Raw genomic sequence first — 14,616 nt, forward strand, 5'->3', positions numbered from 1 at the left:
CCTCATTCACGTCTTTGTTTTCTATTTTAAACGGTTGATTCATAGATTGAAAGTGCTGCTTTATGGATCAAATCGTCGATCATTCGGGAGGAAATCAAATGAAACGTACACATCGCCGGTTAGGGGATCTACTCGTTGAAGCAGGCCTGATCACTCAGGAACAGCTGGATTCGACGCTTGAACAGAAAAGCGCGTCGCAGAAACTGGGGCATGCACTGATCGAGCGCGGCTATATCTCTGAACAGCAATTGATCGACGTCCTTTCCATCCAGCTGAATATTCCGCAAATCCATTTAAGCAATCAGGTCATTGATCAGCAGTCCGTTAACCTGGTCGACCAGGACTTTGCCCGCCGCAACGAATTGATCTGCTACAGAAAAAAAGACAATATGCTTTTTGTCGCCATGACTAATCCGCTCGATTTTTTCGCCATCGATGACCTGCAGATGATGACCGGCTTTCAGATCAAAGTTGCCCTTGCCCTGCCTAGTGAAATTACAAGTGCCATTAATCAACTGTATAACGAAGAAGATTCGGTCAGTGAACTGCTGACAACAATGAACATACGTCCGGCGGAAGACGCGGCGGTGTTATCGGCTGAAGATGACACGCCGATTATTAAAATTATCAATAAATGCCTGACCAGTGCCGTCGAAGAGCGTGCGAGCGACATTCACATTGACCCTCGCGAGTTCAGCGTCGTTGTCCGTTTCCGGATTGACGGAGCGCTGCATACTTACCGGACCTTTCCAAAAGAAATGCTCAGTGTTCTCGTGACCAGAATCAAAGTGATGAGCGAGCTGGATATCACGGAAAAGCGTCTGCCCCAGGATGGACGGGTAAAAGTGGCGATCGGGAAACAGCGCATCGACCTCCGGGTATCGACGCTCCCGACCCTTTTCGGGGAGTGCGTCGTTCTTCGCCTGCTGAATACCCAGGACCTGCTGCTGAAAATACCGAATGTCGGCTTTACCGGGGAACAGGAATCTGCTTTTACAAAAATGATCGCCCGTCCTACCGGGCTGCTGCTGATCACGGGCCCGACCGGATCCGGCAAAACATCAACACTGTATGCGGCGCTTAATCACCTGAACAGTGAATCTCAAAACATCATTACGATTGAAGACCCTGTTGAATACCAGATTGAGGGGATCAATCAGATTCAGACAAACGCGCCGGTCGGCCTCACTTTTGCCGCCGGTCTCCGGGCGATCCTGCGGCAGGATCCGAACATCATCATGGTTGGTGAAATCCGTGATTCCGAAACGGCGGAAATTGCCATTCGTGCCAGTCTGACTGGGCATCTCGTGCTCTCTACTCTCCATACGACCGATGTCCCGACCACTATCTATCGTCTGATTGATATGGGTGTCGATCCCTTTCTCGTCGCCGCGGCACTGAGCGGAGTCGTGGCTCAAAGACTCGTGCGAAGGGTCTGCCATGACTGCGCCAGACCTGTGGAAGCGACACCTATTGAACGGGCATTATTCAAAAAAACGGGAATGGACTGTCCGCCTGTTCTGATGAAAGGGTTTGGCTGCAAATCCTGCCACCACACCGGATATCTAGGCCGGACGGCCGTTCATGAAATGCTGGAAGTGACCGATGATATTTCTGAAAAACTGATCAGTCATCATTCATACAGGGATATTCAGCATCTCGTACAAAATTCCGGCGGACAGACGATGCTCGAAAACGGCCTGATTAAAGTGACCCGGGGCATCACAACAGTCGATGAACTTTTGAAAATTATCAGCTGACCGATTATGAGAACCGGATTAATAAATAGGAGGATATGGCTGCTATGTTTGACGTTTTAAAAGAATGTTTAAGTATTGCCTGTGCACGAGGCGCTTCAGATCTGCACATTTCTGTCGGCATTCCCCCGACCGTCCGCTTGAACGGGGAGCTGATCTCTCTGGAGAGTCCGCCCATAACACCGGATGATACGAATAAAATGATCAGAGATGTTTTGTCCGATGAACAGCTCATGAGACTGGAGGCTAACGGCGAACTTGATTTCTCTTACAGCATTCCTAAACTCTCGCGATTCAGAGTGAACGCCTTCAGGCAGCGTTCATGCTACAGTCTCGCTTTTCGCGTCATTCCCCAGAACGTTCCCGATCTGGCATCGCTGCGGCTGCCTGATGTTCTGAATTCGCTCTGCCGCAAGCCGCACGGGCTTTTTCTTGTGACGGGTCCGACCGGAAGCGGAAAATCGACGACACTTGCCGCCCTTGTGGATGATATGAACAAGAGCATAAGGCGTCATATCATTACACTAGAGGATCCCATTGAATACCTTCACAAGCATAACCGCTGCATTATTCAGCAACGGGAAATCGGAAATGACACAAAATCTTTTTCGCTTGGCCTGCGGTCCGCCCTTCGCGAAGACCCGGATGTCATTCTCGTCGGTGAAATGCGTGATTTGGAAACGATTCGCACGGCATTGACCGCCGCCGAAACAGGCCATCTCGTTCTGGCCACGCTGCACACGAACGACGCGGTGTCGACCGTTGACCGGATTATTGATGTCTTTCCGGCCGAGCAGCAGGGCCAGATCAGGATCCAGCTTGCATCGGAACTTGTTGCCGTCGTCTCTCAGCGCCTCTTTCCGACGCCTGATTATTCAGGAAGGCGGGTCGCCACCGAGATCATGATCAATAATAAAGCGATCAGCCATCTGATCCGTGAAAAGAAAATATATCAGATTCCGAGTGTGATCCAGGTCAATCGCGCTCAAAATATGCAGACGATGGCCTCTTGTGTTCAGGACATGCTTGCGCGGCGGGAAATTGCCGGCGAGTCGGTCGAAACTTTTCTGCTTAGGGGATGACCGTTCATGCCATTATTTGATTATGTCGGCACAACTGATCAGGGAAAAGTCAGAAAGGGCCGTCTGAACGCCGCTAACCGTCAGGAAGCGCTGCTTCAGATCGCAAGACAGGGCCTGACCATCCGTTCGGTCAATGAACACAGCGACTCCATCTGGTACAAAGAATTGTCGCTCGGCCGGACGGTGAAGCTTCAGGATAAAGTCGTTTTTTTAAGGCAGTTTGCGACCATCGTGAAGGCGGGTGTGACGGTATCGGAGGCTCTCGAAATTTTGGGCGATCAGGAAGAAAAAAATAAATATTTTAAATCGGTGATTCAGCAAATGGCGACGGATCTGCGTGAGGGTCAGTCTCTTTCCCGGGCATTTCAGAATCAGGCAAAAGTGTTCAGCCCCATGATTATCCACATGATCCGTGCAGGCGAAGGAAGCGGCCGCCTGGAAGAAAGTCTCGATCATCTGGCAACCTATTACGATCGGCTGCACAGATCGCAGCAAAAACTGGCGACAACGATGGTTTATCCGTTCTTTGTTCTGCTGATGTCGGTCGGTGTCGTCATTTTTCTTCTGACAACGATCATTCCGATGTTCAGGTCAATGTTTGCCGGGCTTCATGTGCAGCTGCCGCTTATTACCCGGGTTATTTTATTGCTGAGTGACTGGATAAGGGTCTTTTGGCCTGTTCTTATTATCTTACTTTTCGTCCTGATTCTTCTTATTTCGATCGTTTTCAGAAATAAATCTAGTAAATTAAGACTGGATTATGCTATAATCAAGTTGCCTTTAATCGGGACTTTAGTCTATAAGAGTGAGCTGTCGCGTTTACTGTGGATGCTCGCTCTGCTGCTCTCCAGTTCCGTACCTGTGATCGACGCGCTCCGCTCTGTCGAGAAAATCACGTCGAATCTTGCCATCCGTCTCGCGATACATAATGTTTCACAGGCCCTCGATTTTGGCCGGCCTCTTTCCGAAGCTTTTCACCAGGAAAAGCTCTTTCCGCCGATTATTTTCCACATGACGGCGATCGGCGAGAAAACCGGAATGCTGGATCAGATGCTGAACCATGTCGCGCACTACTATGAAAACGACGTCGAGCAGATGACGGAACGTATGAAGGCTTTGATTGAGCCGGTCGTCATCCTTTTTCTCGCAGTCATTGTCGGCGTCATCGTGCTGGCTATTGTTATTCCAATGTTTCAGATATATCAAAATTTCTAAGGCTATTTTGGGAGGGAAATTTATGCTTAAGCGGCTTCGGGCAAAATCCGGGAAAAATCAGAAAGGTTTCACGCTCATCGAACTTCTGGCGGTCATCGTTATTCTTGCCATCCTCGCTGCGATTGCGATTCCGAGTGTTATATCAATAATTAACAGTCAAAACAATAAGGCAGCAGTTCAGGATGGTCTAACAATTATTCACGCTGCTAAGTTATATGTAGCTGATCATGGTAATGCTAGTACATCCAACATTTCGTCAGACAATTTGAAAAGCTATCTTGAAACAACTAATTTACCAAGTGGTGCAACTTATTCAGTTTCTATTTCAAATGGCACTTATACTTTAACGTACAATAAATTGCCTTCTGGCGGTCCATGGGGATCAAGCAATAGCGCCACTGAACAACAATTACTGCAATATAACAACGGAACTGGAAGTTCATCAGGAAATTCGTAATCAACATTAGGGATTGTTAATTAATGTCCATTCTAATCAGTATTTATATCCTAACTCTTGGTCTTGTTCTTGGTTCTTTTTATAATGTGGTTGGTCTGCGGGTTGCCGGCGGCCAGTCCATCATTTCGCCGCCTTCGCACTGTCCGTCGTGCGGGCGGCGTCTTACTATACGCGATCTGGTTCCGGTTTTTTCTTATCTCTTTTTACGGGGCAGATGCCGGACCTGCCATCAGAAGATCTCGCCGATCTATCCGATTGTCGAGGCATCAACGGGACTGCTTTTTTTATTCAGTTTTCTGTGGACGGCTTCGATCGAGGAAATGCTGTGCGGATGGCTGCTCGCGTCCCTGCTGATGATCGTGCTGGTCACCGACCTGACAGAAATGATGATACCGGATAAGATACTGCTTTTTTTCTTTATTCTGTTTGCCTTTTTTCGGATCATCTTTCCTCTCGCCCCATGGTGGGACGCGCCAGCCGGGGCGGCTTCAGGATTCATCGTGCTGCTTCTTATCGCACTGGTCAGCCGCGGGGGCATGGGCGGCGGAGATGTGAAGTTGTTTGCGGTTATGGGCCTGCTTGTCGGTGTGAAGATCGTGCTGCTCGGCTTTTTTCTCTCCACCTTTATAGGTGCCGTGATTGGCGTCGCCGGCCTGCTGACCGGCATGATCAGGCGCAGACAGCCGGTTCCCTTTGTTCCGTTTATCGTGCTTGGCATGCTGGCCGCTTATTTTTTCGGGGATCGGCTCATGGCGATTTACTATCATCTCTTATTTTAACAGCAGGAATGATGTGATGTCAGTGTTTGAAAAATGGTTGCCTATATTGCAGTCTCACGCCAGTGTCGGCCTGACTTTCTCGGATTATTCCATCCGGATGGTCCTGTTCAGAGGAAACGCGGATGACCTGTCTCGTCTGCAGTTCTGGGAGGAATGGCTTGAGCCGGGAATCGTTGAGAACGGGCGTGTCAAGAACGAGCAGGCCTTTTCAGATCGGCTGAAAGACATGGTCCGGGCGCTTAAAGCCAGAGGCAAAAAAACGTACTTTGCGATTCCTGATGCTCAGCTTGTTCTGCGCCAGTTTGATCTTCAGGGCATCCTGTCGGACTCGGATCTGCAAAATTACTTTTTTATCGAAATTGGGAATAAGATCCAGCTTCCATTTGAGCAGGCGGTCTTCGCTTTCCATGTCATCGACCGCAGTGCGACCGGTACCCGGGTCCTGTTGTTCGCGGCCCCGGAGCCCGTTGTAAAACAGTACCGGAAAGTGCTGGCCACGGCAGGTCTGAATCCGGTCAGCGCGGAATTCAGCGCGCTCGGGATCGACAGATGGGCGCAGTATAACCGGCCGCAGATCGCCAAAGCGCAGCGGATGTACGTCCAGCTCGAAAAAGAGGCTTTGTATGCAGCCATTATCCAAGAGGATATTCCGCTGTTCGTCCGCCAGGTAAGCCTTAAAGACCCTGAAAGTCACCCTTCTGACGATATCCTGTTTTTAAATGCGGCAACCGAAATCGAACGGATGCTGAATTTTTACCAGTACAGCCTTCAGAAGGGTTTGCACAAGGTTTCTGAGATCTATCTTTTGGGTGAACCCGGGCGGATGGCCGAATTTCGCGCAATTCTCTCAGGGACGGTCTCTCTTCAGGTTCAACTGCTCGCCATAGATCATGAAACGACACAGTGTCCGGACGATGTCGGCGCCACCCTTATTCCGGCGATCGGCCTCGCCATGAAGGAGGCCGTGAAATGATCGATATCAATCTGCTTCCTTATGAACACAAAGTCCCGAAGAAACTGATCTGGCTGATCGCTGCGTTTGCCTTCGTCTGTGTTCTGATTTTTATCAGCCTGAGTGTGTATTCATGGCAGCTGAATACACAGCTTAAAAGTGTTCAGCAAGAAGAAGCCGTCTGGAAAGCACGTTCATTGAAAAAAATCGGGTTTAAGCAGCCCAATGTCAGTGCGAAGCCCACGCCCGCAGATGCTGTTAACTTTTTAATAGCAAACCGGCTATCGGCATTTCTGACCTGGTCTTTGATTAACAGACAGCTGCCGGAGGGCGGGACGGTTGTAAACATTACCTATAACGACTCCGGGAAGGTAACGGTTCAGTGTCATCTGGAACACTTCGCCGAAATTCAGCCGTTCGCCGATCAGCTTCGAAAAAATTCATTTTCCCAGGTGGTCATGACCGAGGTTAATCAACCGAATCCCCCGGCTGCAGGCGGACTGAGCGGATACCTGGTTACTCTGACCTTGAATACCGGAATCCGCCTTCCTATTAATCAGTAGAGGATTAATGACTATGAACAGACCATTTATCGTCAGCTGCCTGTCTATTCTGATCGTCTGTACCGGATTCGGTCTTTTTTATTTACTAAAGATCCTGCCGGCTCAGCAGAATATTGATTTCTCCCGACAGAATATCAGGATTTATCAGTCGATCACGGCGGCTAATCAAAAGAAATTATCACAGCAAAAAAAGGCCCTGGCGGACAAGGTGAATCAAGCCAAGAAAGCAGAGCAGCTTGGACAAAAGGTCGACAAGGCCGTTCTTCCACCCAGCCCCGATATCGAGCAGTTTTTTGTATCGGTTGAACAAGAAGCGGAAACAAAGGGTGTAACTTTCACATCCGTTGTCAAGAGCAGTACTCCGGTATCAGGCAGTAATGGAACCAGTCAGCAAGGCGCTTCGGACGCGGGCAGCCTGAACTCTTCCGCTCAGAAAAATAATACCGGCAACAAAAAGGGCGCCGGTCAGCAAAATCCAGCGGTTTCCCTGCTTGCTTCCGATATTTACACAGTGACGATGAACGCGCAAAGCCGGACCTCAATCCTGGCTTTTATCGGATATCTTGAGTCGCAAAAGCGGCTGCTGCTCATCAATCAATTAATGTTTAAAGAGAACAATCCGGTGTTTCCCGGCAGCATGACGGTTGCTCAGTCCTCAAGCGGAGCAGGCAGCGGTATATCTAATCAGGCCGCGAATTCCGCTCAGCCGCCCAGCCCGAAAGCCGGCGGGAACACGGCGGCGTCCGGAGATGCGGCCAATAGCAGTACCGGGAACGATCCGGCAAAGGCTCAAGTCTCGTCAGGGCAAGCTGCGGCTGCCGCAGCTCAGGCGGCACAGCCTGAGTTTACCGCGACATTGACGCTGACGCTCTATTCGGCGAAACAATAACTGAAGAGTACCCGCATATTAAAAAACCGGAATCAAGGTTTTCACACCTAGTTCCGGTTTCTTCTTTAGGAAATAAAGCAGAGTGCCCCGAACGTGCCGTTGTGAAGCCGCAGCTTTGAAACCCGCTCGTGAGCAGGTGGGTGCCCTGTTCCACAGTTTACGGGTCCCTGCGCGGGCATGCGTTCCGAGTGAAAACAACGGACTCCCATTCAAAAAATGTTCGGTCAAAACATATCGACTATCGACTAACACTTCAGGACTCTCTTTAACTTCTGAATACATCTTAACACAACTGAAAGCGCTTATCAACTATTTCCCGCTTGCCATGTTCTGGTAAAGGTTATTTAAGCAAGGTGGCGACGTCAAGGTGCAGTTCACTGAGCTGGGCCTGGCTGACTTCGCTAGGCGCATGCATCAGCAAATCCGAGGCACTGGCAGTCTTCGGAAAAGCGATCGTGTCCCTCAGGCTTGAGCGTTCCGCCAGCAGCATCACAATGCGGTCGATACCGAGTGCCATGCCTCCGTGCGGCGGCGCACCGTATTCAAAAGCCTCCATGAGGTAACCAAACTGCTTTTCCGCGCGTTCCTCGGTGAAACCGAGCACTTTAAACATTTCTTCCTGCATTTCATGATTGCAGATTCTTTCCGAGCCGCTGCCGAGTTCAAAACCGTTAAGCACCATGTCGTAGGACTGGGCGCGAACGCTGCCCGGGTCGCTCTTTATTTTGTCCATATCTTCCAGAACAGGCATCGTGAACGGATGGTGCTCGGCGACGTATCGGTGTTCCTCTTCACTGTAGGATAGGAGCGGAAATTCGGTGATCCACAGGAAATTTAAGGCTGACTGGTCAATCAGGCCGAGATCTTTGCCGAGTTTCAGGCGCAGCGCACCCAGACTGTCGGCAACAATTTTCTTCTTGTCGGCGACGAACAGAAGTAAGTCTCCAGGTTCCGCGTTCGTCCGTTCAGCGATCCGCGCAGTCAGTGCCTCATCGAAAAACTTGGCAATAGGCCCTTTCATACCGCCCTCTTCAACTTTCAGCCACGCGAGTCCTTTCGCTCCAAAAGGCGAAACAATAGCGCGCAGGTCCTCGTCGACCTGTTTGCGGGAGAAGTTTGCCGCTTGTCCCTTCACATTGATCGCCTTGACCTGGCCGCCTTTCTCCTGAACTTCTTTAAAAACTCTGAGCGTGCTGTCGGCCGCGATATCCGTCAGGTCAATCAAAGTCATACCGAAGCGCGTGTCGGGCTTGTCGCTTCCGTACAGATCCATTGCCTGCGCATAAGTCAGCCTCCTGAACGGCCGCGGAATATCGACCCCCTTAACTTCCTTCACCAGATCAACAAGCATTTCCTCAATCAGATTCTGAAACGCTTCGATCTCAAAGAAAGACATCTCAATGTCGACCTGGGTAAATTCCGGTTGGCGGTCGGCTCGGAGATCCTCGTCACGGAAACAGCGGGCAATCTGATAATATTTTTCTATACCCGAAGCCATCAGCAGCTGCTTAAAGAGCTGAGGCGACTGAGGCAATGCATAAAATTCGCCCGGGTGGATACGGCTCGGAACGAGGTAATCGCGGGCGCCTTCCGGAGTGCTCTTTGTCAGGATCGGTGTCTCAATGTCCAGAAAACCTTTCTCATCAAGAAAACGGCGCAACGTGTGCGTGATCTTATTGCGCATTTTCAAAGTCTCAAGCATCTCGGGGCGCCTGAGGTCGAGATAGCGGTATTTCAGGCGAACGTCTTCCGATGCCCCGATACCGTCTTCGATCGGAAACGGCGGCGTTTTCGATTTGTTCAGCACGTAGATTTCGCTGATCATCACTTCAATGTCACCGGTTTTTATTTTTTCATTGACGGCTTCCGGATCGCGTACCGTCACCTCTCCGGTGACAGAAAGACAATATTCGCTCCGGACTTTGTCCGCCTTGTCCCACGCTTCCTGAGAGACTTTCGGATTGAAAACGATCTGAACGATGCCCGACCGGTCGCGCAGATCGATAAAGATGACACCGCCCAAGTCTCTCCTTTTCTGTACCCAGCCAGCGAGCGTAACCGTTTTTCCGGCCAGCTCGGCGGTTAATTCACCGCAATTTGCATTTCGATACATTTTTTCACCCCATTAATTGATTTTCGCTTTTAAATAGTCCGCAAGTTCTGTAAACGCGACTTCTTCCTGGCTGCCGTCTGCCATATTCCTGACCTTCGCCGCCTGCGCCTGCAGCTCTTCGTCGCCGATGACAATGACAAATCCGGAACGGTCCCTGTCGGCCTGTTTGAACTGCGCTTTAACTTTCCTGTCCATGTAATCCTTGTCGGCTCTGAGCCCCGCCTGACGCAGCTCGTTCAGAATGACGGCCGCTTTCCTTCCGGCCTCCTCACCGATCGCTGCGATAAAACAGTCAAGCGACGTTTCGCTTTTCAGTGAAATGTTTTCGACTTCAAGAGCGAGCAGAAGCCGTTCGATGCTGAGGGCGAAACCAACGCCCGGCGTTTCCGGCCCGCCCAGTTCACTGACGAGGCCGTTGTACCTGCCTCCCCCGGTCAGTGTAGTAATCGCGCCTTTGCTCGATCCCATGATTTCAAAAGTCGTATGATTATAGTAGTCCAAGCCTCTGACAAGTGTCGGATCGAGTTCATAGGCGATCCCCATCTCATCCAGAATGCCCTTCACTTTTTCAAAATAATCGCGTGCGGGCTCTGTCAGAAAATCAATGATCGAGGGTGCCGTTTTCATCAGCGGATGATCGTGGTCTTTCTTGCAGTCCAGGATACGCAGCGGATTTTTTTCAAGCCTGTTCCGGCAGTCTTCGCAGAACTCGCCGATGGACGGTTTGAAGTGCGCAATCAGCGCTTCGTGGTGCGCCGCACGGCTCTCCGGGTCGCCGAGGCTGTTCAGAACAAGCTTCAGCTTCTTCAGGCCGAGCGTCTTGTAGAAAGTCATTGCCAGTGCAATGATTTCCGCATCAACTGAAGGATCTTTTGAACCGAGCACCTCAACCCCGAATTGGGTAAACTGGCGTGTTCTTCCCGACTGCGGCCGTTCATAGCGGAACATCGGTCCGATGTAGTACAGTTTAGCAGGCTGGTTTGGAAGCCCGAACAGCTTGTGCTCGACAAAGGAGCGAACGACGGATGCTGTTCCCTCCGGCCGGAGGGTCAGGCTGCGTTCGCCCCTGTCTTTAAAGTTGTACATTTCTTTTTGCACAATGTCCGTTGTATCCCCGACACCCCTTTGAAATAAGTCGGTGGATTCAAAAATAGGTGTGCGGATTTCTTTGTAATTGAACAAAGCGCACACTTTTCTGGCAGTCTCTTCAATCTTCTGCCAGACTTCCGAGTCTTCCGGCAGAACATCGTAGGTTCCACGCGGTATTTGGATAAGCAAATGGTATTCCTCCTTCATCTCATTCCCGTTTTCTCTTTCTAAGAGGATGCTCGGTCAATCCGGGAAAAATTGCTGCCGAATGCGGGCCTTTTTTCCTCCGTATCAAACTGACTCTGTTAAAAAATTGCGGGATAATAAAAAGCCCCCTGTCCGTCAGATAAAAGACGAACAAGGGACGAATAAACATTCGCGGTGCCACCCTTAAATTGAAACATCAGCCGATGTTTCCTCTCAATCCGGTTAACGCCCGGCGGACGACTTTTCCTACATGACATGAGCTTTCATTTAAAGCCCTGTTCTTCAGAAAAATGCCTCGGAAGTGTCCGCCCGCAGACGCATTTCGCCCGGTGCGCTCTCAGCCTATGGTGCACCTTCTCTTTGACAGCAAACCTGCGGAACCTCTTCGTCACTGGCTTTGTTCCTTAATAGTACGAATGATGAGGCAATATGTCAAGGTTTAACGAAAAACAAATTGCCCATGGGCAACGAATTTTTTTAAATGTGTCTCCCTTTAACTCATGTATATATCCGGACCGTGGTGTGTGAATTCGTAATTAGTTTTTCTGAATAGCAATATAATTACGCGGGCGGCAATATAGTCTGGAAACGCCCGATTTCCGCTTGCAGAGGTTCATGGATTCCTAAACTCTGACCGCCAGAGATCAATTTCCTTTACTTTTCAATAATAATGGTGACCGGTCCATCATTGATCAGTGACACCGCCATCATCGCGCCGAACCGCCCGGTCGAGACCGAGATTCCCCGGCTTCTTAGCCTTGCATTGAAGGCCTCGTAGAGAGGTTCGGCTTCTTCCGGACGCGCGGCCTCGATGAAGCTCGGCCGCCTTCCATGTGCCGTATCTCCATACAGTGTAAACTGCGAGACGGACAGAATCTCTCCGCCGGCATCGATGATTGAGCGGTTCATTTTCCCTTCCTGATCTTCAAAAATACGCAGACCGGCAATTTTATCGGCCGCATAAGCGATATCTTCAACCGTGTCTCCTCTTTTAATACCGACAAGCAACATCAGCCCCTGATTGATCTGTCCGATTGTCGTTCCTTCAATTTCAACACTGGCCTTCTTCACTCTCTGTACAACAACCTTCACGACCGCCTCACCCTTTTCCCCATAATCGAACCGCCCGGCTTAACCATGTTATCTATCTTCCTCATGGGCTAATACTTCTGATTACTGCATCACGCGGCGCACAGAATAAATATCCGGAAGGCGCTTGATTTTGTCAACCACGCGGCGCAGATGGCTGATATTCGTAATCGCGATCGTCATATGAATCGATGCGACTTTGTTTTTATCGGCTCTTCCCGATACCGCGTTGATTGCTGTATGGGCATCCGACACGCACTGCAGTACTTCATTAAGCAAGCCGTTGCGATCATAACCCGTTATCTCGATGTCCACGTTGTACTCTTTCGATTTCTCCTCATTATTCTCCCATTCCACTTCCATCAGCCGTTCATGAGCATCCTCATTCTTGATGTTCGGACAGTCAACGCGATGGATCGTTACCCCTCTTCCCTTTGTGATGTAGCCGATGATCGCATCACCAGGGACGGGGTTGCAGCAGCGGGCAAGCCGGATCAGCAGATTGTCGATACCTTTGACACGCACACCGAGCGATGTCCGGCGGCGAGTCACGGAATTTTTTGACTCGGGAAACTGTTTGACCACTTCGTCCGATTCCGCTTCTTTGTCCCTTTTATCGTCTTCAATTAGTCTTGAGACGACCTGTTTCGCTGGAATACCGTTAAAACCGACCGCAGCGAACAGTTCATTTTCATGAGAAAAGTTATACTTTTTCACAACATTGGCGATATTTTCTTCAGTCAGCGTGTCTTTCAGGCTGATTCCCTGGCTTCTCAGTTCCTTTTCAATCAGTTCCCTGCCGTTCGCCACATTTTCCTGACGCTGCTGCCGCTTGAACCACTGCCTGATCTTGTTTTTTACCGCCGAACTTTGGGCGATCTTCAGCCAGTCGCGGCTGGGTCCGTACGAATGCTTCGACGTCATCACTTCGACAATATCGCCGGTCTTCAGTTTATAATCGAGAGGTACCATCTTTCCGTTGACCTTGGCGCCAACCGTTTTATTGCCGATTTCCGTGTGAATCCGGTAGGCGAAATCAATCGGCACGGAACCGACCGGAAGCTCGATCACGTCCCCTTTAGGCGTGAACACGAATACTGTATCGGAGAACAAATCCATTTTGAGCGTTTCCATAAATTCTTTCGCGTCGTCCGTCTCATTCTGGTACTCAAGAATTTCACGGAACCAGGTCAGCTTGTCTTCAAATTTATTATTGATGTTCCTTGTTTTTCCTTCCTTATAGGCCCAGTGCGCCGCGATACCATATTCGGCGACATCGTGCATCTCCTCGGTCCGGATCTGCACTTCAAGGGGATCACCTTTCGGACCGATCACAGTTGTGTGAAGAGACTGGTACATGTTCGCCTTCGGCATCGCGATGTAATCCTTGAAGCGGCCCGGCATCGGCTTCCAGTGTGTATGAATGATGCCGAGAATGGCGTAACAGTCTTTGATGCTCTTTACGATGATCCGAACGGCAAACAAGTCGTAGATTTCATTAAATTGTTTGTGCTGATTCACCATTTTTCGATAAATACTGTAAATATGTTTCGGTCGTCCGGAGATTTCTGCTTCAATCTCAACCGATTTAACGTATTCCTTCAGGTCCTCGACAACCTGCGCAATATAGGCCTCCCGCTCTTCCCTTTTTTGTTTCATCAAGTTGACAATTTTATAGTACTGTTGCGGCTTCAGGTAACGGAGCGATATATCTTCAAGTTCCCATTTTATCGCCGATATGCCCAAACGATTGGCAAGCGGAGCAAATATTTCAAGTGTCTCATTCGCCTTCTGGATTTGCTTCTCCTTGCTCATGAATTTCAGTGTGCGCATATTATGCAGCCGATCGGCAAGCTTCACAATGACGCATCGGAGGTCGCGAGCCATGGCGACGAACATCTTCCGGTGATTTTCCGCCTGCTGATCCTCTTTTGACGTATATTCAAAATGCCTCAGTTTGGTGACTCCGTCAACGAGCGTGGCGACATTGTTGCCGAACGTGCTGCGGATGTCGTCGAGCGTAATCGGGGTGTCTTCAACCACGTCGTGAAGGAAGCCGCTGATAATGGTCGTTGCATCCATTTTCAGGTTAACCAGTATGCCGGCCACTTCCACCGGATGCGTAATATACGGCTCACCCGATTTGCGCATTTGTCCGTTATGCGCCTTATTCGCAAAATCATAGGCTTCTTTGATCGACGCAAGATCCTTTGCATCGAGATAAGAAGAGGCCTTTTTGATTAATTCATCCATCGTCATATTCCCATCACCTTATGCGATGCCTCATTTCCGGATTGTATTATCACTATTATCAGAGAAAACAAGGTTAATGTAAAGCCTTTGCAGGGACCGCCCCGCCATCCGCCTCAGGAGCAGACAAAAGACCGGTTTTCCTGCGAAAGCGAAAGGCGCGGGAGAGGAAAA

Annotated in this window: 12 protein-coding genes and 1 other RNA gene; 8 read left to right on the forward strand and 5 right to left on the reverse strand. The window is 49.9% G+C overall.

The features are described 5' to 3' along the window. The first annotated feature begins 98 nt into the window (after positions 1-98). The 8 genes from IEX81_RS00520 to IEX81_RS00555 are packed head-to-tail and all read left to right on the forward strand — an operon-like array spanning position 99 to position 7,694. Complete coding sequence (locus IEX81_RS00520; protein WP_188800740.1) at positions 99-1,760, forward strand: GspE/PulE family protein; 1,662 nt, start codon at positions 99-101, stop codon at positions 1,758-1,760. A 44-nt stretch (positions 1,761-1,804) separates the two neighbouring features. Next, complete coding sequence (locus IEX81_RS00525; RefSeq protein ID WP_188800742.1) at positions 1,805-2,839, forward strand: type IV pilus twitching motility protein PilT; 1,035 nt, start codon at positions 1,805-1,807, stop codon at positions 2,837-2,839. Positions 2,840-2,845: 6 nt separating this feature from the next. Further along, positions 2,846-4,054, forward strand: a complete 1,209-nt coding sequence (locus tag IEX81_RS00530; RefSeq protein WP_188800744.1) for a type II secretion system F family protein — start codon at positions 2,846-2,848, stop codon at positions 4,052-4,054. A 22-nt stretch (positions 4,055-4,076) separates the two neighbouring features. Next, a complete protein-coding gene (locus tag IEX81_RS16750) occupies positions 4,077-4,511 on the forward strand; it encodes a prepilin-type N-terminal cleavage/methylation domain-containing protein (RefSeq protein WP_188800746.1) in 435 nt (144 codons plus the stop codon). A gap of 23 nt (positions 4,512-4,534) precedes the next feature. Beyond that, positions 4,535-5,290: a prepilin peptidase gene (locus IEX81_RS00540; RefSeq protein ID WP_188800748.1), complete on the forward strand. Its 756-nt coding sequence runs from the start codon at positions 4,535-4,537 to the stop codon at positions 5,288-5,290. A gap of 16 nt (positions 5,291-5,306) precedes the next feature. Then, positions 5,307-6,263, forward strand: a complete 957-nt coding sequence (gene pilM, locus IEX81_RS00545) for a type IV pilus biogenesis protein PilM (RefSeq protein WP_188800750.1) — start codon at positions 5,307-5,309, stop codon at positions 6,261-6,263. Then, on the forward strand, positions 6,260-6,805 hold the full coding sequence (locus IEX81_RS00550; RefSeq protein ID WP_188800751.1) for a PilN family protein: 546 nt from the start codon (positions 6,260-6,262) through the stop codon (positions 6,803-6,805). Before pilM ends, IEX81_RS00550 begins: the two co-directional genes overlap by 4 nt. A gap of 13 nt (positions 6,806-6,818) precedes the next feature. Then, positions 6,819-7,694, forward strand: coding sequence for a hypothetical protein (locus IEX81_RS00555; protein WP_188800754.1), 876 nt, complete (start codon positions 6,819-6,821; stop codon positions 7,692-7,694). Between the two features lie 80 nt (positions 7,695-7,774). Here the strand turns inward: IEX81_RS00555 and ssrS are convergent. The 5 genes from ssrS to IEX81_RS00580 form a co-directional block, all read right to left on the reverse strand. Next, positions 7,775-7,957: non-coding RNA, 6S RNA (gene ssrS / locus IEX81_RS00560), on the reverse strand. Between the two features lie 77 nt (positions 7,958-8,034). After that, positions 8,035-9,807 carry an aspartate--tRNA ligase gene (gene aspS / locus IEX81_RS00565; protein WP_188800756.1) on the reverse strand — a complete coding sequence of 591 codons (1,773 nt, stop codon included), beginning with the start codon at positions 9,805-9,807 and terminating at the stop codon, positions 8,035-8,037. A 12-nt stretch (positions 9,808-9,819) separates the two neighbouring features. Then, positions 9,820-11,085 carry a histidine--tRNA ligase gene (gene hisS / locus IEX81_RS00570; RefSeq protein ID WP_188800759.1) on the reverse strand — a complete coding sequence of 422 codons (1,266 nt, stop codon included), beginning with the start codon at positions 11,083-11,085 and terminating at the stop codon, positions 9,820-9,822. Between the two features lie 672 nt (positions 11,086-11,757). After that, positions 11,758-12,195 (reverse strand): D-aminoacyl-tRNA deacylase, encoded by a 438-nt coding sequence (gene dtd, locus IEX81_RS00575; RefSeq protein WP_188800761.1) that lies wholly within the window; start codon positions 12,193-12,195, stop codon positions 11,758-11,760. A gap of 81 nt (positions 12,196-12,276) precedes the next feature. Then, the gene (locus tag IEX81_RS00580; RefSeq protein WP_188800763.1) at positions 12,277-14,451 is read right to left on the reverse strand and encodes a RelA/SpoT family protein; all 2,175 of its coding nucleotides are present in this window, start codon (positions 14,449-14,451) and stop codon (positions 12,277-12,279) included. Between the last annotated feature and the right edge of the window lie 165 nt (positions 14,452-14,616).

The organism is Sporolactobacillus putidus, from assembly GCF_014647035.1.
Taxonomy (GTDB): Bacteria; Bacillota; Bacilli; order Bacillales; family Sporolactobacillaceae; genus Sporolactobacillus; species Sporolactobacillus putidus.

Coding starts and splice junctions, on each gene's coding strand:
- IEX81_RS00580 (WP_188800763.1), bottom strand. CDS start 14,451: ATGACGATGGATGAATTAATCAAAAAGGCCTCTTCTTATCTCGATGCA.
- pilM (WP_188800750.1), top strand. CDS start 5,307: ATGTCAGTGTTTGAAAAATGGTTGCCTATATTGCAGTCTCACGCCAGT.
- aspS (WP_188800756.1), bottom strand. CDS start 9,807: ATGTATCGAAATGCAAATTGCGGTGAATTAACCGCCGAGCTGGCCGGA.
- IEX81_RS00540 (WP_188800748.1), top strand. CDS start 4,535: ATGTCCATTCTAATCAGTATTTATATCCTAACTCTTGGTCTTGTTCTT.
- IEX81_RS16750 (WP_188800746.1), top strand. CDS start 4,077: ATGCTTAAGCGGCTTCGGGCAAAATCCGGGAAAAATCAGAAAGGTTTC.
- IEX81_RS00555 (WP_188800754.1), top strand. CDS start 6,819: ATGAACAGACCATTTATCGTCAGCTGCCTGTCTATTCTGATCGTCTGT.
- IEX81_RS00550 (WP_188800751.1), top strand. CDS start 6,260: ATGATCGATATCAATCTGCTTCCTTATGAACACAAAGTCCCGAAGAAA.
- IEX81_RS00520 (WP_188800740.1), top strand. CDS start 99: ATGAAACGTACACATCGCCGGTTAGGGGATCTACTCGTTGAAGCAGGC.
- IEX81_RS00525 (WP_188800742.1), top strand. CDS start 1,805: ATGTTTGACGTTTTAAAAGAATGTTTAAGTATTGCCTGTGCACGAGGC.
- IEX81_RS00530 (WP_188800744.1), top strand. CDS start 2,846: ATGCCATTATTTGATTATGTCGGCACAACTGATCAGGGAAAAGTCAGA.